The sequence below is a fragment of the Labilibaculum manganireducens genome (genome assembly GCF_963665805.2).
Taxonomy (GTDB): domain Bacteria; phylum Bacteroidota; class Bacteroidia; order Bacteroidales; family Marinifilaceae; genus Labilibaculum; species Labilibaculum manganireducens.
The window spans coordinates 368,904-392,681 of the sequence record NZ_CAXXEE010000003.1 but is presented as its reverse complement, the minus strand read 5'-3'; the positions used below and the strand labels follow the sequence as shown (position 1 = coordinate 392,681).

Sequence of the window (23,778 nt, the reverse complement as noted above, 5' to 3'; positions counted from 1 at the left end):
TTAATTTGCGACTGTTAGATAGATTGCAGTATTACTATTCTTTTGTTCTACCAGAACATGATGTTTGTTTTGTATTTCTTCGATTGTGGCCGGCGTATAATGCCGAACGGTGATCAATTCCAGATCATCACTCAATTCAACCTCATACTTTTCTTCCAATTCTGCCACCAAATCCTGCATATTTCTTGCGGAACTATTGGCACAAAAAGCAAAGCTAACCGCAGTGTTCTGAGTAAAATTAAGCTTTATTCTATACTTTGTAACCAGTGTAAAAATAAAAACAAGGTCTTTTTCACCAATAAAAGAAAAATTCAGCGGTTTTAAAGTCACTAACAACTGTCTTTTTTTTACAATGTAATTTGGCAGCAATGGTTGTGGCTGATCTCCTTTTGTAATTAATGTTCCTTTTTGCGATGGATCGATAAATGATTTTACCCACAAAGGAATCTTTTTTGCCTGCAACGGCTTTATGGTTTTCGGATGAATTACTCTGGCACCATAGTAAGAAAGCTCTATTGCTTCATGATAAGGAATTAAATCCAATTTGGTTGTTTCCTCAAAATAATCAGGATCTGCATTCAAAATTCCCAAAACATCTTTCCAGATAATCATTTTATCAGCGCCAAGCAAGTGAGCTAAAATTGCGGCTGTGTAGTCCGAACCTTCTCTTCCTAAAGAGGTGGTGAAACCATTCGGATCTCTGGCAATAAACCCCTGCGTAATGTATAATGCAGTCGGATTATCAGGAAATACGGCATTGGCTTTTTCTTTCGACGAATCCCAAATAATATTGGCATCTACGTAATTATCATCGGAATCCAAACAAGTTCGAACATCAATCCATTTGTTTTGTTGTCCTATATGATTTAAATAGGATGCTACAATTGTTGTCGATAAGAGTTCTCCAAAACCAATCACCTGATCGTATTCAAAATTGAACTGATCAGATGATGGTTTTGAAATTTTGGTTTTCAGCTCGATGAAAAGAGCGTTTATTTCCGAACTGACCTTCGCAGGAACTTCTTCGAATAAATCATCGATCACTGAAGTGTGGTTTTTCTTCAGCAGATCAAAAAGTTCCAAGGCTTTATCATTTCCGGAAAAATAAGCATCTACCAGTTCTTCCAGCAAATTGGTAGTTGTACCAATTGCCGAAATCACCACTGTGAGCGGACGCTTTACTTTGCCAATAATTTGACAAATATTTTTAATAGCAGCAGCATCTTTTACCGATGCACCGCCAAATTTGTATATGATCATTTCTAGTTAGATTTGAGATGCCAGATATGAGATTGATGCCCATACCCCAAATTCAAAATTACTCATCACCCAAATAAGCCAGGAAAATATCTTTCCCTGCAATTTGCTTACGGATATTTATCAGTTCGGAAAGATTCAATGTTCCAATTACATAGTTAAAATCTTTTCCAGTCAGCGATTCCGATATCTCCTTGAAATCAAAGAATTCCAAATCGTTTTTATCTGTGTATCTCAAATAAATCTCAACATCCATATCGTTGGTGTATTCCAAACCACCATAATATTTCAGCTTTTTATATTCGTATTTGTAATTGTAGGCCAAAGCTGTTATATCCGATAAAACTGCCGATCCGGTTGGATGTGCACCCGCTCCTTTTCCATACATGAACTGATTGTCGTAGAAATTCCCCTGAATTAAAACGCCGTTATAATGACTCTCAACCGTATAAGCATGCTCTTTTGGTCTTACAAATTTTGGGGCAACAAACAAATTCACCCTATTGCCGTTTACCTTGGTTACTTTTCCCAGCAATCGGATTTTATACCCCTTTTGCGATGCCAATTCAATATCTTTTGGCGAAAGATTCGCGATTCCCGAATTAAAAACCTCATCGGGATGCACAAACAAACCAAATCCGTGAACGGTAAGGATAATCAGTTTGTATAAAGTATCGAACCCACCAACATCCGATGTAGGATCACTTTCAGCAAATCCTAAATCCTGTGCCTCTTTTAATGCCAGATGGTAATCCAGATTTTCATTGAAAATCTTTGTCAGGATATAATTGGATGATCCGTTCAGGATTCCGCTTACCGATTGCAATAAATCATTGTCGTAGTACTCTTCCAAATTTCTGATAATAGGAATACTTCCACATGCCGAAGCTTCATACAAAAAGGAAACCTTGTATTGCCACTGCAGTTGAATCAGTTCCTCGATATGATAGGCCAGCATTTTTTTATTGGCAGAAACCACATGCTTTCCATTTTGCATAGCAGTTTTCACAATTTGATAAGCTGCATCTGCATCATCAATCAATTCAGCAACTACATTAATTTCCGGATCATTTAAAATATCATCAGGATTTGTTGTCAATAATTTAGCATCTAAATCTCTTTCCTTTTCTGCATCTTTCACACAAACTTTCACGATAGATGCATCGAGTCCTTTGCTGTTTTTAAGAACGTGAGCCAATCCGGAACCTACAACACCGTAGCCAAAAACGCCTATTTTTAATTTATTACTCATTAGTTTTGTTATCGTTTAAGAATGTTTTTAATACTTCAGTTAATTGTTCCTGTTCCAAAAGGAAACCATCGTGTCCGTAAATTGAATTGATTTCCAGGAATTCTGCATTTGGAATATTGTCAGCAATAAACCGCTGCTCCTGAATTGGGAAAATCTGATCGGAATTTACACCAATTACCAATGTTCTTGATTTGATTTCGTTCAAAGCGGAAACTAAACCATTTCTTCCACGGCCAATATTATGACTATCCATTATTTTTGAAAGATGCCAATACGAATAAGCATTAAATCTGCGCGCCAGCTTCTCGCCCTGATACCTCTGATAAGAACTTGCCCGGTAATGATCTGTTTTGCCTTCTTCATTTTCCTGCTGAGAATGATCGTAAGTCGAATAAGTTCTGTAGCTAAGCAGAGCAATCGATCTAGCCACTCGCATGCCATTCAAACCAGCTTCATCATTCGATTCTTTCCAGGTTGGATCTACTTCAATTGACATTCTCTGCGATTCGTTAAAAGCAATTCCCCAAGGAGAATGTTTTGCGTTGGAAGCCAATATCACCAGATTGTCCAGTTTCCCATTCAACAGATAAGCCCATTCCATGGCCTGCATGCCACCCAATGAGCTGCCTATCATCATATGAATACGTTCTATTTTTAAATGCTTTCTCAAAATTTCATGCGCCCCAACCAAATCCCGAACAGTTAACTGAGGGAAATCATGATAGTAAGCCTGTCCGTTGTCCGGATTTTTTGAGAGAGGTCCCGTTGAACCGTAGCAGGAAGCAAGCGTATTGTCGCAAACTATGAAGTAATCTTTCGGATTGAAAAAATCATTTTCACCAAATAATCCTTCCCACCAATCGAAAACATCCGAATTAGCAGTAAGAGCATGACAAACCCAAATCACATTATTCCTTTGCGGATCGTATTCCCCATAGGTGTGATAGGTCAATTCCAACTCTTTCAGACACTCACCTGATTCAAGCTGTAAACCTTCTTTATGGATGTAACATTCTGGATTCACTGTTTATTGATTTTGTTTTGTTTGTTGTTTTTTTGCTTTGTAAAAATTTCACCCAAAATATTCTTGAGCGAAACCTTAAGTTCCCAGTCGAAAATCCGACTAAAAAATTTCCGACTGGGATTTGACTATAAGAACTAATTGATTGTCTCTACGTTAATTGCTTTCTCTACAGATTGCTTGATGTCAGCTTTAATGTCTTCGATGTGTTCGATACCTACTGAAATACGAAGCAACCCCGGCTCAACACCCGAAGCTTTTTGCTCTTCCAGACTCAACTGCTCATGAGTGGTTGAACTTGGGTGAATGATTAAAGATTTTGCATCTCCCAAATTGGCAACATGTGAAAGTAGTTCCACACCATCAACCAATTTATCAGCAACTTCTTTTCCACCTTTAACTTTAAAAGTTAGAACTGATCCGGCTCCTTTTTTGAAGTATTTTTGAGCTCTTTCGTAGTAAGGACTTGATGGCAAACCAGGATAATTTACCTGCTCCACCCAATCTTGCTCTTCTAACCATTTGGCAAGAGCAACTGTATTTTCAACATGACGGTCCAAACGCAGTGAAAGAGTTTCCAATCCTTGTAATAAAAGGAAAGAATTGAACGGACTCTGGCTGCATCCATAATCCCGTAAACCTTCTACTCTGGCGCGAATTGCAAAAGCAATGTTTCCAAATGGTCCGCCGGCACCAAAAACATCCCAGAATACCAATCCATGATATCCTTCTGAAGGCTCAGTAAACTGAGGGAATTTTCCATTTCCCCAATTGTAGTTTCCTCCATCTACAATTACTCCTCCAATAGCTGTTCCATGACCGCAAATCCATTTGGTTGCCGATTCCACAACTATATTGGCTCCGTGTTCCAACGGACGGAATAAATATCCTCCTGCTCCCAAAGTATTATCCACGATAAGCGGCAAATCATATTTCTTAGCTATTGCAGATACTTTTTCAAAATCCGGTATTGAGAATTTAGGATTCGGTAAAGCCTCAACATAAATAGCTTTGGTTTTTTCATCGATCAACGGAATAATAGTATCCGGCTCATCGATATCAACAAAACGACACTCTATTCCCAGTTTTTTAAACTGAACCTTAAACTGATTGTATGTTCCTCCGTAAATTTGTGAGGCACTAACAAAATTGTCTCCAACTTCCAGAATATTTGTCAGCGCCAAAAACTGAGCCGCCTGACCGGATGCTGTTGCAACAGCTGCAACTCCGCCTTCCAAGGCCGCAATTCTTTTCTCGAAAACATCATTGGTAGGATTCCCCAAACGAGTATAAATATTCCCGAATTCTTTCAATCCAAACAGGTTTGCTGCATGTTCTGAACTATTAAAAGTGTAAGCTGTGGTTTGATACAAAGGAACTGCTCTCGAGTTGGTTACTGCATCAACTTCCTGACCTGCGTGTATCTGTAATGTTTCGTATCTTAAATTATTTGACATAGCGATTCTGTTTTTCGAACAGGCTGTTTGCTGTCAGCCATTCACTTTTAGCAATTACATAACAATCAGATTATCCGACTTGTTATTCAGCTTAAAAGCCTATTCCTTGATTTAAAAATTGATTAATTAGTTAGAAACTGAAGTTTCTGAATGTCGCAAAAACATATCTGCTTAGATTCAAACATTCTGAATGTGGTTTCAGATTTGGTTGTACCTATTCATCTTTCTGTTAAAGCAGAAATATAAAAAGTAAGCAAAATTGAATTTGAATTCCCGGGTTCGGTGTTATTTTATACGCACCAGTATCTAAAAAAAGGGAAAGATTTTAGAAAGAATGCGTTAAATCATACGCATCATTTGCTGCATTCGCATCATCAACATGGTTGAAGATTGCAACGTGAAGTTTTGCTCCTGATGAGCCTGCTGATTGTAATTAATTTGAGTCTTCTTCATAATCTGTTAATTTATATTCACCAAAAATTTGGTCAGGATTTGACACCTTTCAGCTATGGAAGCCGCGGTTGTCAGAAGGTCAACGAGCCTGTTCTCTTACTTCTTCTGTATAAATTATAGATATTCTCCTGAGAGATTTACCTTATATAACGGGAACAAAGATAGGGAAGTTTTTGAATTCACCAAACATTCCCGACCTCTTTGTCTTTTATTATTAAAAAAAAACATTCTTCTGTTCCTTTAAAAATTCAACTTACATCATATTATACTCTTGCTTTTTTACACCCGTTCGCCTGTCGGCACTTTCCCTGCAAGGGAAAGATTCCGCAATAAGCTTTTCCGTTAAAAAACTAAGAACATATGCAGCTTAAAGAGTTCTCCTCCTTTCAGGGGAGATGTCCGAAGGACAGAGGGGTGAAAAAAACCACAAATTTGAATGGATACTTTTTTAAATTTCCTATTATTCACCCTTTCGACTGTCGGCTCCACGAAAGCTTTCGGGATTCCCTGCAAGGGAAAGATTCAACTAGAAAGTTTTTCCGTTAAAAAACTAAGAACATATGCAGCTTAATGAGTTCTCCCATTTTCAGGGAAAATTTCCAAAGGACAGAGGGGTGAGGAAAAACCACAAATTTGAATGGATACTTTTTTAAATTTCCTATTATTCACCCTTTCGCCTGTCGGCACCACGAAAGCTTTCGGGATTCCCTGCAAGGGAAAGATTCATACAATCAATTTTTCTGCAAAAAAATAAGAGCATAAGCTGTTTAGTGAGTTCTCCTCCTTTCAGGGGAGATGTCCGAAGGACAGAGGGGTGAGGAAAAACCACAAATTAAAATTGCTACTTTTCACCCTTTCGCTTGCCGGCACTTGGTTCACAGTAATTTATTTTTAAAATGTGTTCACGATCTCTGCTTCGCTACGATTCCCTGCAAGGGAAAGATTCATACAATCAATTTTTCTGCAAAAAAATAAGAGCATAAGCTGTTTAGTGAGTTCTCCTCCTTTCAGGGGAGATGTCCGAAGGACAGAGGGGTGAGGAAAAATTTACTTTAAGGATTTTCTTTCAAATACAGGATCATTATCATTTCTATGAAAGTAAGATTCAATTTTCGCTAGAACAGTAGGCATATTTATTAATTCTTCATTTTTAAATCTCACCACTTTAATGCCCATATCAGTTAATATTTCGTCCCTTTTTACATCTCTCACCTTGGTGAAATCGTGTACTTTCCCATCCAACTCGATGGCAAGCTTCTCTGCTTCGCAATAAAAATCAGGTATAAAGAAGAAATTTTCATCCTCATAATGGTCATAGATAATTGCATGTTGCCTTAAAAATTTCCTCCCCAGTAGCTTTCTGTTTCGAATATATTTCCACAATAGCTTTTCGGATAATGTAGGATTGCATCTTAATTTCCTCTTAACATCCTTTATTTCAATATACTTCATGCTATTTTGTACTATTAATCACCCTTTCGCCTGTCGGCACTTGGTTCACAGTAATTTATTTTTAAAATGTGTTCACGATCTCTGCTTCGCTACGATTCCCTGAAAGGGAAAGATTCTAACAATCAATTTTTCTGCAAAAAACTAAGAACATATGCAGCTTAAAGAGTTCTCCCATTTTCAGGGGAGATGTCCGAAGGACAGAGGGGTGAAATTCTCATCAAATAAATGTAAACTTATAGTAACACAAATTGTGCAGTATCTCTGCTTCGTTGTTCCAGCAGTATTTCCCGGCCGTTGGTCATTCTTTCAACAGCTTCAGAATTGTGATGACGAATCGTAATCAACTCCAGATTTTCATTGTATCTCACTTCAAATTTGGTAGAAATTTCTTCAATTAAATTTTTCAATCTTCTATCTGAATTATCAACACATACCGAAAAACTAATTGCCGAATTCTGAATTAAATTTACTTTCACCCGGTGTTTTGCAAAAATGGAAAACAACGAACTTAAATTTTCTTCCAGTATAAAAGAAAAATCACTTGGTCGTATCGAAATCAGCACCTGATCTTGTTTACGAATATAAACAGGAATTAACTGATCCTGCTTTTTAGAAGCTGTACTAATTAAAGTTCCTGACTCGTTCAGACTAAGAAAAGAGCGCACCTGCAAAGGAATTTTCTTCTTCTTAATGGGTTGTATGGTTTTTGGATGAATTACTTTAGCACCATAAAAAGCAAGTTCAATGGCCTCCTGATATGAAATACGCTCTAATTTTTGCGCATCGGGCAGCCATTTTGGATCTGCATTCATAATTCCGGGAACATCTTTCCAAATGGCCAATTTATCCACATCAAGGATATAAGATAAAATTGCAGCAGTATAATCGGAGCCTTCCCGTCCTAAAGTTGTTGTCTGATTGGTTTTAGTTCCACCCAAAAATCCTTGGGTTACGTATACAAATGTGTTGGTAAAACCGAAAGCCTGAGGCACCAGCTTTTGCGAAAGCTCCCAATCAATTCGTCCTTCCTTATAAGTATCATCCGTTTTTAAACAAGTACGGATATCCACCCACTTATTTGGCGTACCACTTAAACGAAGGTATTCAGATACAATTGTTGTAGAAATCAACTCTCCAAAACACACAATTTGATCGTAATCAAATTCGTAACTTAAAGAAGGAGATTTTTGCAGATAAGCCCGCAACTGCCCGAAAAGAGATTCTATTTTCGAAAAAACAGCATCATCCTTTTTCGAAAACAATTCATTTATAATCTTCGTATGGTATGTTTGCAATGCATCTACTTTAAATTCAATCCCATCCTTTTTAGCTGCAAAAGAATCAACGATCTCTTCCAAAGCATTGGTTGTTTTGCCCATTGCCGACAATACAATAATCATTTCCTCTCTGTAGGATTGTACAATTTTTACAAAATTCCGTACACCATCAGCACTATTTACCGAAGCCCCGCCAAATTTAAATATGTTCATCAAAAAATTGTTAGATAATTCTTACTAAAAAGTTATTTAAACCCGCTTTCAAAATAAAAACTGAAGTTACAAAATATTGTTTCAGCATTGCAAAGTTGGTAAAATTTTAAGATCATCCTGTAATTCATTTCGCACTTTTTAGCCCTAAAAAAGAAAAAACGCGGTTGAAAACAAAACCTGTTTAATGCCATTAAAACAACAATTTTCCTTTCACATATTACATACCTAATATACCAAGGCTTCACACCTTAAAATTAATTGCCGTAAACGTTTGAAATAAGTGTTTCGGCGTTTCACAAAAAAGCATAACTTTATGCCACCAAATGAATGTAAACCAAAAAGCCTTAAAAAAATGACTGAACACAACAATGTTCAAACTCTAAATCAATTCATCATCCAAAGACAATCCGATCATCCTGGAGCAAAGGGAGAATTATCCCGATTACTTCATCATATCGGAATTGCATCTAAAATTGTAAACCGTGCTGTGAACAAAGCCGGCCTGGTTGATATTTTAGGTGAACATGGAGATCGAAATGTGCAGGGAGAAGATCAGCAGAAACTGGATGTTTTTGCAGACACTCACTTTATTGATGCCTTAAAAGCCTGTGGTGAATGCTGTGCTGTTGCATCGGAAGAAAATGAAGAAATCATTATTTTTGATGACGAATTGAGTAAACATGGAAAATATGTTTTCGCAATGGATCCGCTTGATGGCTCATCGAACATCGATGTAAATGTTTCGATCGGAACCATTTTCTCGATTTACGAACGCCTTTCTCCCCGGGGGGAAGTTGCCAAAATTGAGGATTTCCTTCAGGAAGGAACCAAACAGGTTGCGGCCGGATATATCATTTACGGTTCGTCAACCATGTTGGTATACACCACCGGAAAAGGAGTAAACGGATTCACTTTGGATCCTTCGATCGGTGAATTCTGTTTGTCGCATCCCAACATTAGAACACCAAAAACGGGAACCATTTATTCCATCAACGAAGGAAATTACATCAATTTCCCAATGGGTGTAAAAAAATACATCAAGTATTGTCAGGAATATGATCAAAAATCGAATCGCCCCTACACTTCCCGCTACATAGGATCTTTGGTGGCCGATTTTCACCGAAATTTATTGAACGGTGGTATTTTTATCTATCCGCAAACCCGTAAAAACCCCAACGGAAAACTTCGTTTGATGTACGAATGCAATCCAATTGCTTTTGTTGCTGAACAAGCCGGCGGTAAAGCTACCGATGGCACACAGCGAATTTTAACCATTAAACCTACTTCGCTTCACGAACGTGTTCCGTTTTATACCGGATCGACAAACATGGTGAAGAAAACCGAAGAGTTTTTACATTTCTTCAACAACATTTAAAAAATAATTGTGAGATATTAGATAAGAGATGTGAGATCAAAATACAATATTGAACAAAGCCACTTTTCAGTTGAGAAGTGGCTTTGTTTTCTTGACTTATTGGTCACTTATTCTTTTAAAACCATATCAATACACATTACTGCTGCAAGAATTAAAACTCTCATCGGATTATCTGCAGTTACTTTTTCATCAATCGTCAACATGTAATTGTCTGCTGATGTAAACAATTCCTTGCCAATTCCAGCCCATTTTTTACTTACATGAGCAAACTCCATTTCCCCTTTACTGAATTTAAAATCCCAGCTGGTCCATTTTCCTTTAAGGGTGCACAAAATATTTTCAGTAGAATCAATAACATCAAATTTTCCACCTATTGAGAAAAATTTTTGTTTGAACTTTCCCAATAAATTATCGTTCTCATCAAAAACTTCAACTGTAGACAAGAAGAATGAAACACCCCGTTTTATTGTTAGTACTTTTTCACCTGAAACAGTTTTAATTTCAATATTAAAAGGAGTCATTCTCTTATAGTCGGTAAAGCGAAGCATCTTGGTGAAAAAACCAAGTTTTTCTTCCCGGCATGTCATTATCATTTCCTGATTTTCAGGATTGAAAATATCAAAATTATTTGCTGCTTTGAACATGCCAACATGTTCCTTCACGAAAAATGAATTTCGACTTAAAATTGGATTCATATTTTATTTGTTTTGTTGAATGGTCTCACTCCATTTTGTAAGAGATACCAAAGGGTTATCTGAATTTAATTTCATCATTCCTATTTTAGAGAAAAACACCTTGCCTGTTTGTAAGCCTTAAGCAATACTATTATCCATAATATTTTTACGCAAGTAAACATTATTTATAATCAAGTATAATAATGAGAACCCAAACTATGATGCTTTAAACCGAATTTTCAGAAGAAAATTAGTTGTTGTCTCTTCCAAACCAAAACCTACAATAAATTTATCATCTGTTTTGTATCTGTGATCTTCACTTAATCTATAAATAGACGATATATTATCAAATCCATCTATTTCAATGACTCCTCTAACATCTCCAAACTGCGTGTTTACATAAAGTGCTTCTGACGAATCAAAAGTCCTCCTGCTGTGAGCCTCTATCCTGCTAAGTTCCTGACGGTATTGATATTCATGCATTGTATCATTAGAAATATTCATATTATAAATAAATCCGGTTTTTATTTTCCTTTTGTATAAAGAAGGATAACCCCCTTTGTACTCTAAATACTGAAACATTATACGTTCCATAAAAGAGCGCATCTCACCCGATATTGAACCAAAATAGATCGGTGACCCAAACAGAATCGCATCAATATTTTCAATTTTCTCCAGAAATGGAGCTAAATCATCCTTAACAGCACATTTGCCATAACTTTTCCCATTCTTTAATTTGCAGGCAAAACAACTAATACACCCTTTGTAATTTAGTTGTAGAGATGAACCAATTCGGTATCGGCTCCCATTGATGCCGCTCCTTCCAATGCCTTATTAAGTAAGGTAAACGTATTGGAATCCTTACGGGGACTACCATTAAATGCAATTACTTTCATTCTTAAATTTATATGCTTTTTTCTGTTCTCATTGCAAGTTTGCAACTTGTGATTTTAATATCAAGGCAAGTTTAGTCATTCTTTTGTTCTGAATACAATGAGGTATCCTTTTCTCAAATACTTTCTTTTTGGTTTTAGGTTTTTTAGCAAGTTTCAAATCTACGGCAGATTTGTTGAGAGCATCAAATGCTTACCATCCGTAAGTTGTTAGCTCTGCTTTTTTCTATAAACCACACGATGCAATCGTGCGGGAGCGGGAGTAGATTATTTATCTCTAACTAAGCCAGAAATACCACCCACAAGCATTGTAGTTAAAAACCAGCCCGATAAAATTTGGAAATACATCCATAAATTTAAAAGACCGCCTCCTTTTATGTTGAAAATTTCATAAAATTGGCTATCTTTTTTATTGCTGACCGGACGCCAATTTTCTTCTTGATGAAGATTGACAATTGGCAAAAACACATCCAGTGAATAAACCAGTGGATTAAATTTAGGGTAGTAATCAAAAGGCTCTAAAACATCTAGTTTACAAGAGTCAGAATAATTTTTATACGCAAATTTACTGGGAGGTTGTATTAATTTGTATTCATCTCCAGCAATGTAGAATAATGTTCCCAAAAGCCATATTACCAATGCGAATTTCAAAACTTTAAATGGCTTATATCCATAACCTATAAGCATTCCTGAAAAACCTAACCAGAACTTTTGTTTCCATTTTTGAGACTTATTTCGTATTTCATTATTCATTGCAATACGTATTTCGCGTGCATCTTTTTCTAAACCCAAATTATCTAAAACGTTCGCAAGTTGTCTGTATGGTTGTGGAGTAAACTCGGTCTCTTTTTTTTGTAAACCCAACCATTTCAATCTCTCTTCATGTTTACGAGGAGATTCATTTGAAATATTTTCAAAAATAAAACCATCTAAGATAAGATTACCTTTTGGGGGCCACCCCGTGTTTTCATCTTCAAGTGTATGAATAAAAGCATTTGTTAAATTAAGTTTATAGTTATCAGTTTTTTCTACGCTTTTTAATTTAAAACTCTTAGTTATTTCTGCACCTTTAAAATCAACAATCCCATCTATACGAATATTTTTCCCAACCGTATTTTCATCATCTTTATAAGCATCAAAGAAAACAGTTCCGTCAACCATCATACGGCTACCTTTAATAGCAATTCCATTAGGATTATTAAATATTCCTGAGCCACAATCTAAAGATCCTTTTATATATGCACCTAACAAATCGATTTCTCCTGAAGCTTTGAAACCATCACGCATAAATACACTTTGTTTAATTTGTGCACTTTGTGCATTAATCCCTTTTTCAAAAAATGAACCACTACAATCTAATGTGCCACTAATCTGAATTCCATTTATACTAACCTCCTCTTTTGCCACAAATGGTTTTTTATCTGACAGATTAAAGAAAACATTCCCTGTAACAATTAGATTATCTGCAATTACAGAGTATTTATCTCCGTTTTCGTCATCAATGGCACTGCCATTTATTAAAGTACCCCGACAGTTAAACTGACCATCTATTCTTGCCCCTGTGAGATTAATCAATTTTTCTACTTCACACGTTAATAAAAAAAGCGATTTAATTGTTGAAATCATCAAATTAATTCCCGATTCAAAATGACAGTCAATAAATACAAGAGGAAAATCAACTTTTAAGTATTCTATATCCAGTTGGCCAGTAATACTTACATTATTTACATAAAATACTTTGTTTTTAAAATATTCAAATTCCTCAGAATGCAACAACAGCCATTTTATTACAATGGCTCTCAAACAAATTCTATCTTTTGAAATCCATCCTTTATCTTCTAAATTTTCCAGAAAATCTTTTTCATCTTTTTCCAACGATCCAATATTATCTTCTATAAGCGATACTACTTTTTTTATTTTAATCATATTAATTCCTCCTGTTTTTAAAATTACATGTTAAGTTAATGGGAAATCAAAGCCCTGCATTTCAACACATTACAACAACAACAACAACAACAACAACAACAACTGTCAATTCATGTATACATTCACAAAACCTGTACTATATTTCCATATCCTTTGTATTTTAAGACAGGTTCATGTGTATAATAAACACAAGTTCAAGTTGAAATTCTCAATCATTAATTGATCCCCTCACCCGGAGTGAGAGCAACAAATATATACCCTCCGTAAATCGAGCCAATCTTCCCTCAAAAAGAAGTTCATTTTTGTTGCAGCACCCTTTGCAGGCAAACATTTGGGCTCACAAAACGATGGAGTGCTGTTTGCAAATCTGTATGTGGTGCTGCAAAATTTTCGGAAGCTGTTTGTATGCGTGCAAACTACCTGTAGTTCGTGTTGAAGCCATGTATGCAGGCATGTGTTTGTATTCACATTTTCTTTTTCGTACACTTGGCAAGCCTGCAAACAGCTCTCGATTTTTTTTCGGACAGCGATTGTAGGCTTGTATGATTCAGTTCAACACAATGAAGTACCAAATGCGGGCATGTAACACATGCAACAACAAATTTTTACTCACTTTGTTCTGTTGAAAGCACAGCTTCTTCTTTCACTTTGGATTTAGCAGCGGTTTTGGGGAAGAGTCGGTCGGCATATTTTTTACCGAACATTTTTGCCGCATCGTGATAGTTAAATTCATATTGCTTTCGTAATTCTGCCTTCACACTTTCTTCGTCTGCAATTGCTGTTTTCACTTTTGTTTCTTCAGCATCCAAATTCGTAATGCTGGTTCGCACATTTGCAATAGCAGTAGTAAGGGGGATAAGCAGGGAGTTTAGTTCATGTTCGGCACCTAAATTACCGATACGCTGAGCGATTTGTTCGGCCAAATTCAGTTCCTTGGCAAAAGGGGCACGAACAATATCGGAATACTTGCCCCCAGGAAATAAAACCTGATAAACAGGTCGTCCGGGATTTTTCCTGTCGTACAATTTAGCTTCATCCGATACGTTTCTTATCGCATCATCAAGAAGGGCATCGTTGTAAAACACATCATCCTGAGCTGAATCTCTCAACTCTTTTTGCTCACTGATTTCAATGGCTTTAACTTTTAAGCCATCAATTGCAGGTTGAATGTTTGCAACTAATTGCTCAGTTCCCTGAGTTCGCTTGCATAATCTTACATGACGCATTCCTTTACTAATGTGAGTTTGCGACGACATTCTTTCATTCAATAATACTGCCATTTTAATTTGATTTTAGTTAAAAAATATTCTCTATGTTATTTTATAAATTATTCCGAGACTACGGATCATAAACTATCATCAAGCTCTTCAAACTCACCAATCATCTCTGTTCCCACTCAATTCTTCTATATTATTTTTTATGATCGAATTTTTAAATTTAACAATTCGATTATTAAAATACACATAATTCTCTTTATTATTTTTCACAACTCCATTTTAAACACTCATCAAGTCTCATCAACAAGCTATTGACACTCCATCATCTTTGTTGTAATTTTACACAAGCACCCTACATTGCTTCCAATTCTCTTCGCACACATATGTATATTTTAAATCCAATTCGTGAACAAATCAATATCAAAAACAATGAAAAATACAATTTACAAACTCTTAATAAGCCTGTTTCTATTTACAGTTCCCTTTATTGCTTGCAGTCAAAACGGGAAAGTGATTATTAATGATCTTGAGCTGAATGAAACTCAACTTACCAATCTTGAAAATGAATATGGCCTAAAACCCAAAGCTGGAAATTACTGGTACGACAGCAAAAGTGGTTTGTATGGAGTTGTTGGTTATGCTTCTTTCGGATTTATGCTGCCCGGACACGATTTTGGGGAATTAAAGTCAGACGCATCAGCTGGCAATACAAGTGTAGTGGTTAACGGGCGGGAACTGCCCAGGAACGAATGGTTGGTGTGGAGCTATGTATTGGGTTATTACATTCAACCAGGTTTTTACTGGTTCGATGATCAGGGTAATGCCGGTTACGAGGGCAATCCAATTCCCACTGTTAATTTGTATTTGGCCGCTCAGCAGAACTATTATATGGGACAAGGCAGTGGCGGAGATAATTTCTGGTCGACCCGCTTTAGTGCCGGCAATTCCGATCATGGCAATACCCGTGGCTATGTTAGTGTTCCCGGATACGGCCCTGTCGGTTATGGATTTTAAATTAAACCTCCAGCAAACAAGTTAACTCGTCGCTCGTCATGCTGGGAATAAATTCAGTGATTGCATAATCGGCTAAATCATTTTTGTGAAAAGGATCTTTAGCCAGAATTTCTTCCAATTGTTTTTTATCCTTCACTGTTGAAAGTATTACGCCTCCTGTTCTCGGAACTTTTCTGCCCGAGGCCTGAAAATTTCCCAAAGCATACTGCTCTTTTAAATACTGAACGTGATTGTTCAATTCTTCCTCTACCTTTTCGATAGGTACTTTGTAGGTTAATGAGATGATGAACATGATAAACTAAGTATTAATTTTCTTCCTGATATCCTTTCATTTCAATATCAATATCTTTTAAATTTAAAAGATAAATAGCCGCCCACAATCGATTCTTAACAACTCCAAAATCAAACCCTTCATGAACCGACATGAAAGTACTTGGACCAACCATCCCTCCTGTACTTTGAATTAAATCATATAAATCTTTATATCTATTATCTGTCACTCCAAGCTTATTTAGATAATCCATATATAAACCAGAAGTACTTAACTCCAAATCTTTCATCTGATCCAAACTTGCTATTTTTGAAGCACTTAAAACCTTACTTTCTGCCACTAAGACCCAAATCCCATTAAAAACATCCTTATCTATATTTTTCAGGAATTGATACTTTTCCTGTTCTTTAAATGGAGCATTCAATTTAAAACCATCCTTTGTAATACCATTCTCTAATTGCTTGCTTAAAGAATCAAAATACTCATGGTATGCTTCCTCAATATTTTCAGTTTTAGTTTTCGATAAAACCATATCATCTACATAGGCAACAATTGATTGTAAAGATTCAATTTGCTTCACACTAAATGTCTCCATCAATAACTGATCCGAGCTCATAACTAATCTATTTTTCGTTGTACTTTGACACGAAACAAGTACTAACAATATGAACAATGCAGAAAGACCCAATAGTTTACTCATGATTTATTTTTTTAAGATTAAATTCATTCCTCGTCTACGATACAATTTGCGAATCATTAAAAGTAAACATTATTTATGATTAACAAAAAAAAAACATTTGAATCCTATTTATCTCTTTCATATCTATGCCTTTCTAATCTCCTTTCAAAAAGAGAATTCTACATCTAAAAACGCGAAGCATCTTTAACACTTACCTCTTTGTTCTTTTAACTTGAATTCTGATCCTTTCCCCTTTTACCTTCTCCCTAAAATATTTTCCCTAAATTTGCGTTTCAACAAAAAAAGGACAAGGGTTTGGAACTAAAACAACTTATACAAATTTTCTCGGAGCATCCTGCCCGATACAGCATTGAAAAATATCTGGAACAAAAATCAAAGTTTCAGCTTCACCTAAAAGGTTTGGTTGGTTCTTCGCTCCCTTTGTTGATTTCCGCCCTTAAACCCGGCCAACATCCGCACATTTTACTGTTTAACGATAAGGAGGAGGCTGCCTATTTTTACAATGATCTGTGCAATCTGCTTGATGAAGATACCGTTTTGTTCTTTCCATCTTCCTTCAAACGTTCCGTTCAATATGAGAAAACTGACAGTTCGAACATTATTCTTCGTGCCGAATGTCTGAACCGTTTGAATTCCGATAAGCATCCTACTTTCATTATTACTTTTCCCGAAGCCGTTATCGAAAAAGTAATTAGTAAAGCACAACTGGAAGAAAACACCTTAACAATTAAGGTCGGCGAAAAATTATCTCCCGAATTTGTGGAAGAAGTCTTAGTCGATTATGAATTTGAACGAGCCGATTTTGTGGTAGAACCAGGTCAGTATTCCATCCGCGGAAGCATTATTGATATTTTTTCCTTTTCGGATGAGCATCCTTTTCGAATTGATTTTTTTGGCGAAGAAGTAGACTCCATCCGAATGTTTAATGTGGAAAATCAACTATCCATAAAAAAACTAAACTCCGTTGATATCATTCCCAACATTCAGGAAAGTCTGCTGAAGGATTCCCGGATATCCTTTCTTTCCTTTGTGCCCGGCAATGCCGTTTTTTGGTGCAGGAATTTACAGTTTTCCTGTGATCGAATCCAATCTATATATGAAAGCACCATCGAAAAGGTTCCTTTTATGCAAATGGGTGAAGATTCCGTATCCACTAAAGATTACCTGATAAACAGCAAAGAATTTTTGAATCAGCTAAGTGATTTTTCGACATTGGAATTCGGACAAAAATTCTTTTTTGTGGCTCAGGAAGAGCTTCAGTTCAATCAGAGTCCTCAACCAGCTTTCAATAAAAATTTCGAATTACTTGGCCAGCATTTACTAAATAACAATGCCAAAGCAGAATCGAATTATATTCTTTCCGACAATCCAAAACAGATTGAACGAATCCACAATATTTTTGAAGACCAGGGAATTGAAGTTGATTTTCAGGATGTAAACCATACACTTCATGAAGGATTTTCGGATAAAGACCTGAGAATATCGATCTTCACCGATCACCAGATTTTCGATCGTTACCACAAATTTCAGCTTAAGAACTCAACGGTTCACAAAGCCAAGGAAGTGGTAACTCTTAAAGAGATTAACCGCCTTCACCCAGGTGATTACATCGTTCATTCCGATCATGGAATTGGTCGTTTCGGAGGTTTGCAGCTAATCGATACAAACGGCAAACCACAGGAAGTAATTCGCCTGGTTTACAAAGACAATGACATTCTGTATGTGAGTTTGCACTCGCTGCATAAAATTTCAAAATACAAAGGCAAAGACGGATCTGCTCCTAAAATATACAAACTGGGTAACGGCACATGGCAAAAGCTAAAGGAAAAAACCAAAGGCAAGGTAAAAGACATTGCCAAGGATTTGATTGCCCTTTATGCCAAACGAAAATCAGAAAAAGGCTTTTCGTTCAGTCCCGACACCTATATGCAGCAGGAATTGGAAGCTTCCTTCATTTATGAAGATACTCCCGATCAGGTGAAAGCAACAATCGCAACCAAAGAAGGAATGGAATCGCCTTACCCAATGGACAGGCTGGTATGTGGTGATGTTGGTTTCGGAAAAACCGAAATTGCAATTCGTGCCGCTTTTAAAGCTGTTGCTGATAACAAACAGGTCGCTATTCTGGTTCCGACCACAATCCTGGCCTTTCAGCATTTCAAAACCTTTAACGATCGATTGAAAAATTTTCCCTGTACGGTAGATTATATCAGCAGAATGAGAACGTCGAAAGATCAGAAACAGATTTTGAAAGATTTAAAAGCCGGACAAACTGATATTATAATCGGGACACACCGGATCATAGGAAAAGATGTTGAGTTTAAAGATCTGGGCCTGCTGATTATTGATGAAGAGCAGAAATTTGGTGTATCCGTAAAAGAAAAATTGAAACAGTTTAAAGTAAATGTTGATACCTTAACATTAACTGCTACTCCAATTCCAAGAACTCTTCAATTTTCCTTGCTGGGAGCCAGGGATTTGTCAATCATCAATACGCCGCCACCAAACCGTTATCCGATTGTAACCGAAATTCATAATTTTAACGAAGACATTATTCGGGAAGCAATTACCTACGAAGTGGAACGAAACGGACAGGTTTTCTTTATTCACAACAGGGTTCAAAATATCAAAGACGTTGAAGCAATGATTCAGAGAGCCGTTCCAGGTGTTTCAACTGTGGTTGCCCACGGACAAATGGAAGGGCCTAAACTGGAAAAAATCATGCTTGATTTTATTCGTGGCGATTTTGATGTTCTGATTGCAACTACCATAATTGAATCTGGTTTGGACATTCCGAATGCCAATACCATCATCATTAATAACGGACAGAATTTTGGCTTGAGCGAACTGCACCAGTTAAGGGGCCGCGTTGGCCGGTCGAACAAAAAAGCATTTTGCTATTTGTTAACTCCTCCGCATGATTCCATGACTCAGGAAGCCAGACAAAGACTTCAGGCCATTGAAAACTTCTCGGAACTGGGAAGTGGTTTTAATATTGCCATGCAGGATTTGGATATTCGCGGCGCGGGTAATTTACTGGGTGGCGAACAAAGCGGTTTTATTGCTGATATCGGTTACGAAACCTATCACAAAATTCTGAACGAAGCACTTCTGGAATTGAAGGAGAATGAATTCAAAGATGTTTTCGAAGATGAAAAGAAAGATGAAGGAAAAAATGTTCTCCGATTTATAAGCGAATGCCAAATAGATACCGATTTGGAAATTCTTTTTCCTGAGAAATATGTTGAAAGCATTTCGGAACGAATTCGTTTGTACCGCGAATTGGATAACATTCAGACCGAAGAAGAAATAAAAACATTTGAATCTCAGCTAAAAGATCGGTTTGGAGACTTACCCGAACCATGTCTTGAACTGTTGGATGTTGTTCGTTTGCGTTGGATTTCTTTGGATTTAGGAATCGAAAAAATCATTCTTAAAAAGGGAAAACTGGTTCTGTATTTTATTTCCGATCAGGATTCAGCTTTCTATAAATCAGCACAGTTTAGCAAAGTCCTGCAATTTCTGCAAACACAAGTTGTTCCCTGCAAAATGAAAGAAGCAAAAAACAGACTAAGTCTTAGTTTCGAAAAAATTAAGAACATTAAAAAAGCCAGCGAAATACTGGCTCTAATCAATGAGATATAACATCATTACTCCGATCGATAAAATGATCGGAGTTTATTTTTTAAGAACACGAATGATCCCGAATGTAGCAAACCACTCCGGTTTCTTCTCCTTTTTCGTTTCGCAGCAAATTAGCAATTAATTTAATTTCCTGCTTTTTACCCATAATATCTAAAATAAAATTTGTTTTATATTTGCCTTTCTTTTCTGCCGGAATTAAAATATCTTCAGCAAAAGTTTTTTGTTTATCAGAAATAAACAAGCTGCTGTAAGCTTTGCCAATAGTATTGATTTCGGAAATACCAAAAATCCGTTCACATGCCCGGTTCCAAGATTTCACCTTCCCCTCAAGGTCGAAAGTAACAACACCATCAACAAAATTATTAATGATATTCGCTTTTTCAGCCAACAACTGACGATAGGCAAACTCACGCGTAATATCACGAACAATTAATTGTAAATTTTTCTTCCCATTAAATTCAATTTGAGCTCCGGTCAAACCCACATCAATCAATTCGCCATGTATGGTTTTTAATTTCAGGTGAGTATAAGAAATTCCTTTTTCCATAGCCGACGAATTCTCCAATCTCTCTTTAAAAATTGCCGAGTAATCATCATCAACAAAAGACAACAAGGGCAAGCCCATTAAATCTTCGATGTATGCTGTTTTGAATAATTTTAATCCCAGACAGTTCAGATATTCGATCAAACCATTTTCATTGATCACAATAATAGCTTCGGGTGAATCGGTAATGAAGTTTCGAAAACGCTGTTCGCGCATTTTCTGATCCAAATCAAATTGATGTTTATAAAAAGCCAATTCTATTGAAATACCAAGTTCCCTCTTATCAATTGGTTTCACCAAATATCCATAAGAATGAATATTAATAACTCTTTGAATTGTGCTTTCTTCAGTATCGCTGGAAAGGAAGATAACCGGAATGTCAAATTTGGTTTTAATTAATTCTGTAGTTTGAATTCCATCCAGACCTCCACCCAAATGAACATCCATCAGAATAATATCCGGTTTCATTGTTTCACACAAACGAATAGCCTCTTTTCCATCCTCTACTATTCCGATAAGATCGTAACCCAGTTCTTTTAAAAACATCCGAAAGATGGTCGATATTAAACTGTCATCTTCTACAATTAAAATTTTTTTCTTCATCAATCTAAAATTGAATGTGTGATCGATTTTAATCTAAAAAAGGATATGTAATCATTTAAATTGTACTTACTGAATAATTAAATACCATCTTATTTAAAATGATTATAAAAAACCTAAGTATCAATAGACTAATATGCCTAAAGTTTACTAATTTTATGCGATTTTACAAGACATTTACAATAAATTACCATCATTCCGACTCTTTTGAATTTAATAGTAGACATAGGGAACACACAAATAAAGTCAGGCTTCTTTGAAAACAATCAATTAGTTAGACTTGAAAACTCAACATTAGGGGAAACTGAATTCGTTTCCGGCCTTTTATCAAAATGTGAAAATGCACCCAATGTTATTATTTCTTCTGTTAGAAAATATCCTGAAGAATTAATCTCCAAATTAAAATTGGCCTGCAAAGTTGTTCTGTTTTTTAATTCAGAAATAGGCACACCACTGGAAAACTTATATGAATCGAAAAGCACACTCGGCTACGATCGATTAGCCGCTTGTGCAGGCGCACATGGTTTGTATAAAGGAAAAGACATACTGGTAATAGATGCCGGAACCGCTATCACGTTCGATTTTGTTACTGCTAAAGCCCAATATTTAGGAGGCTGTATATCTCCCGGTTTAAAAATGCGGTTCAAAGCTTTGCATGAATTTACTCAAAACCTGCCCGAGCTGTCAAAAAATGAAGATTTCAGTTTAATTGGTAAAAACACCAATGATGCAATAGTATCAGGCGTTCAAAATGGTCTGATCTTCGAAATAGATTCATACATCAACAAATTAAAAACAATACATCCGGAATTACGTGTAGTGATTACCGGAGGAGATGCCCATTTTTTGAATAAATCATTAGATAACAAAGCAGCTTATCATCCCGAAATCGTATTGGAAGGTTTGAATAAGATATTGGAATTTAATTTATTGATTCACTCTTAATAAGCAGTATTTTTTGCAGCTTTATATTTTATTTATAGTTTTGCAAAGGGCTCTTAAATATAGATATCCCAACCAGTTTAGAAGCTTGTACTAATTTTTGGTATGAGTTTTGCAGTTTTAGTTCTGACAAAACTAAAACTTTCGTTATATTTAGACCCTGGTTTAAAATATTGAGATTTTGCAGGTAAATCGAAATGTCATTTTTGGTTTTGAAATAAAAAGTAACTTGATTATAAAAAAAAATAGTAATATGAAGACAAGACTTTTAATTGTAACAATGGTTCTTTTGTTTTCGGGTCTGTTTAAAGCGGAAGCTCAGACTTTGGAATCAAAATATGGGTTGGATAGTGCTCAAACAATTTTGAACGCATCTCTTTACATCGAGATGGTAAAGCAGGGAAATTACAAAGAAGCACTTACCGGATGGAGATACGTTTATAAAAATGCACCCGCCTACCAAAAATCCACTTATATTAATGGTGTGAAAATAATGGAAGGATTATACCGCGCTACTAAGAATGACAAATACATTGACACTTTAATGATGGTTTACGATAACCGAATTAAATATTTTGGTAAAGATCGTAAATATCCTGCAGGTTGGATTCTTGGACGTAAAGGTGGTGATTTATTTCAATACCGTGAAAAAGACATCCCTTCTGTAAAAGAAGCTTATGCTATAATGAAAAAATCCATTGAAATGCAAGGACTGGATGCTGAAGCGAAAGTTATTGCCAACACAATGGAAGCATCAAAAGTTTTGGTTCAAAACAATCAAATAGAAGCAGAAGAAGTAATCGACAATTACCTTCTTTTTATGGATATGGCTAAGAAGCAAATGGATGCTGAGACTGATCCAGCTAAAAAAGACAATATCAACAACGCAAGATTGAATGTAGAACAAATTTTCTTTGCTGCCGGAGTTGCTGATTGTGAAACCTTAAGCAATATCTTTACTCCTAAATTTCATGCAAATCATGATGATTTGGTTCTGATCAATAAGATCTTAAGAATGTTGAATCGTCAGGAATGTGAAGATGGAGCTTTGTATGCGGAAGTTGCGGAAAGAAAATACGAATTGGATCCTAATGCTGATGCTGCACACAATCTGGCAAAAATGTTTATCAAGAAAAAAGAATTTGACAAAAGTAAAGAGTACTTAGTTAAGTCTATCGAATTGGAAACAGATGCTGATGTTAAAGCAGACCTTCATTTCAAATTAGCTACCATTCTTTTAATGCAAGGCAAATACAGTGATGCTAAATCCAACGCATTAAAGGCTGCTGGCTTTAGAGCGAATTGGGGACAACCTTATTTGTTGATTGGAAAAGCTTATGCGGCTTACAGCAAAAATTACGGATCAAGTCCGCTTGAAAAACAAGCTGTTTATTGGGTAGCTGTTGATAAATTCGCTAAAGCTAAAGCTTTAGATCCTGATTGTTCTGAAGAAGCCCGCGAATTAATTACTACTTACTCTAAGTATTTCCCTCGCAAAGAGGAAGCTTTCTTCGAAGGAATTAAAGAAGGAGATACTTATAAAGTTGGAGATTGGATTAACGAATCAACCAAAGCAAGATTAACAGAATAAAACA

Annotated in this window: 19 protein-coding genes and 1 riboswitch; of the genes, 5 read left to right on the top strand and 14 right to left on the bottom strand. The window is 36.2% G+C overall.

The window, feature by feature from the left end; translation table 11 throughout:
- The 6 genes from ACHZAX_RS01670 to ACHZAX_RS01645 form a co-directional block, all read right to left on the bottom strand.
- A complete protein-coding gene (locus tag ACHZAX_RS01670) occupies positions 1 to 1,260 on the bottom strand; it encodes an aspartate kinase (RefSeq protein ID WP_320017789.1) in 1,260 nt (419 codons plus the stop codon).
- Positions 1,261 to 1,318: 58 nt separating this feature from the next.
- Positions 1,319 to 2,509, bottom strand: coding sequence for a homoserine dehydrogenase (locus tag ACHZAX_RS01665; RefSeq protein WP_320017788.1), 1,191 nt, complete (start codon positions 2,507 to 2,509; stop codon positions 1,319 to 1,321).
- Complete coding sequence (locus ACHZAX_RS01660) at positions 2,502 to 3,533, bottom strand: homoserine O-acetyltransferase family protein (protein WP_320017787.1); 1,032 nt, start codon at positions 3,531 to 3,533, stop codon at positions 2,502 to 2,504. The genes ACHZAX_RS01665 and ACHZAX_RS01660 overlap by 8 nt, the downstream gene beginning before the upstream one ends.
- Before the next feature lie 134 nt (positions 3,534 to 3,667).
- Positions 3,668 to 4,987 carry an O-acetylhomoserine aminocarboxypropyltransferase/cysteine synthase family protein gene (locus ACHZAX_RS01655; protein ID WP_320017786.1) on the bottom strand — a complete coding sequence of 440 codons (1,320 nt, stop codon included), beginning with the start codon at positions 4,985 to 4,987 and terminating at the stop codon, positions 3,668 to 3,670.
- Between the two features lie 461 nt (positions 4,988 to 5,448).
- Positions 5,449 to 5,556, bottom strand: a riboswitch (SAM riboswitch).
- 931 nt (positions 5,557 to 6,487) lie between these two features.
- The gene (locus ACHZAX_RS01650; RefSeq protein ID WP_320017785.1) at positions 6,488 to 6,892 is read right to left on the bottom strand and encodes an endonuclease domain-containing protein; all 405 of its coding nucleotides are present in this window, start codon (positions 6,890 to 6,892) and stop codon (positions 6,488 to 6,490) included.
- A gap of 233 nt (positions 6,893 to 7,125) precedes the next feature.
- Positions 7,126 to 8,382: an aspartate kinase gene (locus ACHZAX_RS01645; RefSeq protein ID WP_320017784.1), complete on the bottom strand. Its 1,257-nt coding sequence runs from the start codon at positions 8,380 to 8,382 to the stop codon at positions 7,126 to 7,128.
- Positions 8,383 to 8,734: 352 nt separating this feature from the next.
- Between ACHZAX_RS01645 and fbp the strand changes: the two genes are divergently transcribed.
- The gene (gene fbp / locus ACHZAX_RS01640) at positions 8,735 to 9,757 is read left to right on the top strand and encodes a class 1 fructose-bisphosphatase (protein WP_101309469.1); all 1,023 of its coding nucleotides are present in this window, start codon (positions 8,735 to 8,737) and stop codon (positions 9,755 to 9,757) included.
- Positions 9,758 to 9,864: 107 nt separating this feature from the next.
- On the opposite strand, the gene ACHZAX_RS01635 is transcribed toward fbp, so the two are convergent.
- From ACHZAX_RS01635 to ACHZAX_RS01615, 5 genes are all read right to left on the bottom strand, one after another.
- Positions 9,865 to 10,452, bottom strand: a complete 588-nt coding sequence (locus tag ACHZAX_RS01635; RefSeq protein ID WP_101309378.1) for a phospholipid scramblase-related protein — start codon at positions 10,450 to 10,452, stop codon at positions 9,865 to 9,867.
- Positions 10,453 to 10,647: 195 nt separating this feature from the next.
- A complete protein-coding gene (locus ACHZAX_RS01630; protein WP_324292984.1) occupies positions 10,648 to 11,187 on the bottom strand; it encodes a flavodoxin family protein in 540 nt (179 codons plus the stop codon).
- 14 nt (positions 11,188 to 11,201) lie between these two features.
- Positions 11,202 to 11,327, bottom strand: coding sequence for a flavodoxin family protein (locus ACHZAX_RS01625; protein ID WP_320017782.1), 126 nt, complete (start codon positions 11,325 to 11,327; stop codon positions 11,202 to 11,204).
- Positions 11,328 to 11,591: 264 nt separating this feature from the next.
- Entirely contained in the window at positions 11,592 to 13,250 is a 1,659-nt protein-coding gene (locus ACHZAX_RS01620) for a hypothetical protein (RefSeq protein ID WP_320017781.1), read from the bottom strand.
- Between the two features lie 605 nt (positions 13,251 to 13,855).
- Entirely contained in the window at positions 13,856 to 14,530 is a 675-nt protein-coding gene (locus ACHZAX_RS01615; RefSeq protein WP_320017780.1) for a hypothetical protein, read from the bottom strand.
- Between the two features lie 366 nt (positions 14,531 to 14,896).
- On the opposite strand from ACHZAX_RS01615, the gene ACHZAX_RS01610 reads away from it, so the two are divergent.
- Complete coding sequence (locus ACHZAX_RS01610) at positions 14,897 to 15,481, top strand: hypothetical protein (protein WP_320017779.1); 585 nt, start codon at positions 14,897 to 14,899, stop codon at positions 15,479 to 15,481.
- 1 nt (position 15,482) lies between these two features.
- On the opposite strand, the gene ACHZAX_RS01605 is transcribed toward ACHZAX_RS01610, so the two are convergent.
- Both ACHZAX_RS01605 and ACHZAX_RS01600 read right to left on the bottom strand, forming a co-directional pair.
- Positions 15,483 to 15,773 (bottom strand): YciI family protein, encoded by a 291-nt coding sequence (locus ACHZAX_RS01605; protein ID WP_124993898.1) that lies wholly within the window; start codon positions 15,771 to 15,773, stop codon positions 15,483 to 15,485.
- 13 nt (positions 15,774 to 15,786) lie between these two features.
- Positions 15,787 to 16,452, bottom strand: coding sequence for a hypothetical protein (locus tag ACHZAX_RS01600; protein ID WP_320017778.1), 666 nt, complete (start codon positions 16,450 to 16,452; stop codon positions 15,787 to 15,789).
- Positions 16,453 to 16,746: 294 nt separating this feature from the next.
- On the opposite strand from ACHZAX_RS01600, the gene mfd reads away from it, so the two are divergent.
- Positions 16,747 to 20,097 carry a transcription-repair coupling factor gene (mfd, locus tag ACHZAX_RS01595; RefSeq protein ID WP_320017777.1) on the top strand — a complete coding sequence of 1,117 codons (3,351 nt, stop codon included), beginning with the start codon at positions 16,747 to 16,749 and terminating at the stop codon, positions 20,095 to 20,097.
- Positions 20,098 to 20,137: 40 nt separating this feature from the next.
- Here the strand turns inward: mfd and ACHZAX_RS01590 are convergent, their stop codons facing one another.
- On the bottom strand, positions 20,138 to 21,244 hold the full coding sequence (locus ACHZAX_RS01590; protein WP_320017776.1) for a PAS domain S-box protein: 1,107 nt from the start codon (positions 21,242 to 21,244) through the stop codon (positions 20,138 to 20,140).
- Between the two features lie 204 nt (positions 21,245 to 21,448).
- On the opposite strand from ACHZAX_RS01590, the gene ACHZAX_RS01585 reads away from it, so the two are divergent.
- Both ACHZAX_RS01585 and ACHZAX_RS01580 read left to right on the top strand, forming a co-directional pair.
- Positions 21,449 to 22,186, top strand: coding sequence for a type III pantothenate kinase (locus tag ACHZAX_RS01585; RefSeq protein ID WP_320017775.1), 738 nt, complete (start codon positions 21,449 to 21,451; stop codon positions 22,184 to 22,186).
- A gap of 250 nt (positions 22,187 to 22,436) precedes the next feature.
- Entirely contained in the window at positions 22,437 to 23,774 is a 1,338-nt protein-coding gene (locus ACHZAX_RS01580; RefSeq protein WP_143470863.1) for a tetratricopeptide repeat protein, read from the top strand.
- Positions 23,775 to 23,778 lie beyond the last annotated feature (4 nt).

Coding starts and splice junctions, on each gene's coding strand:
- ACHZAX_RS01670 (WP_320017789.1), bottom strand. CDS start 1,260: ATGATCATATACAAATTTGGCGGTGCATCGGTAAAAGATGCTGCTGCT.
- ACHZAX_RS01665 (WP_320017788.1), bottom strand. CDS start 2,509: ATGAGTAATAAATTAAAAATAGGCGTTTTTGGCTACGGTGTTGTAGGT.
- ACHZAX_RS01655 (WP_320017786.1), bottom strand. CDS start 4,987: ATGTCAAATAATTTAAGATACGAAACATTACAGATACACGCAGGTCAG.
- ACHZAX_RS01650 (WP_320017785.1), bottom strand. CDS start 6,892: ATGAAGTATATTGAAATAAAGGATGTTAAGAGGAAATTAAGATGCAAT.
- ACHZAX_RS01645 (WP_320017784.1), bottom strand. CDS start 8,382: ATGAACATATTTAAATTTGGCGGGGCTTCGGTAAATAGTGCTGATGGT.
- fbp (WP_101309469.1), top strand. CDS start 8,735: ATGACTGAACACAACAATGTTCAAACTCTAAATCAATTCATCATCCAA.
- ACHZAX_RS01635 (WP_101309378.1), bottom strand. CDS start 10,452: ATGAATCCAATTTTAAGTCGAAATTCATTTTTCGTGAAGGAACATGTT.
- ACHZAX_RS01625 (WP_320017782.1), bottom strand. CDS start 11,327: ATGAAAGTAATTGCATTTAATGGTAGTCCCCGTAAGGATTCCAATACG.
- ACHZAX_RS01620 (WP_320017781.1), bottom strand. CDS start 13,250: ATGATTAAAATAAAAAAAGTAGTATCGCTTATAGAAGATAATATTGGA.
- ACHZAX_RS01615 (WP_320017780.1), bottom strand. CDS start 14,530: ATGGCAGTATTATTGAATGAAAGAATGTCGTCGCAAACTCACATTAGT.
- ACHZAX_RS01610 (WP_320017779.1), top strand. CDS start 14,897: ATGAAAAATACAATTTACAAACTCTTAATAAGCCTGTTTCTATTTACA.
- ACHZAX_RS01605 (WP_124993898.1), bottom strand. CDS start 15,773: ATGTTCATCATCTCATTAACCTACAAAGTACCTATCGAAAAGGTAGAG.
- ACHZAX_RS01600 (WP_320017778.1), bottom strand. CDS start 16,452: ATGAGTAAACTATTGGGTCTTTCTGCATTGTTCATATTGTTAGTACTT.
- ACHZAX_RS01590 (WP_320017776.1), bottom strand. CDS start 21,244: ATGAAGAAAAAAATTTTAATTGTAGAAGATGACAGTTTAATATCGACC.
- ACHZAX_RS01580 (WP_143470863.1), top strand. CDS start 22,437: ATGAAGACAAGACTTTTAATTGTAACAATGGTTCTTTTGTTTTCGGGT.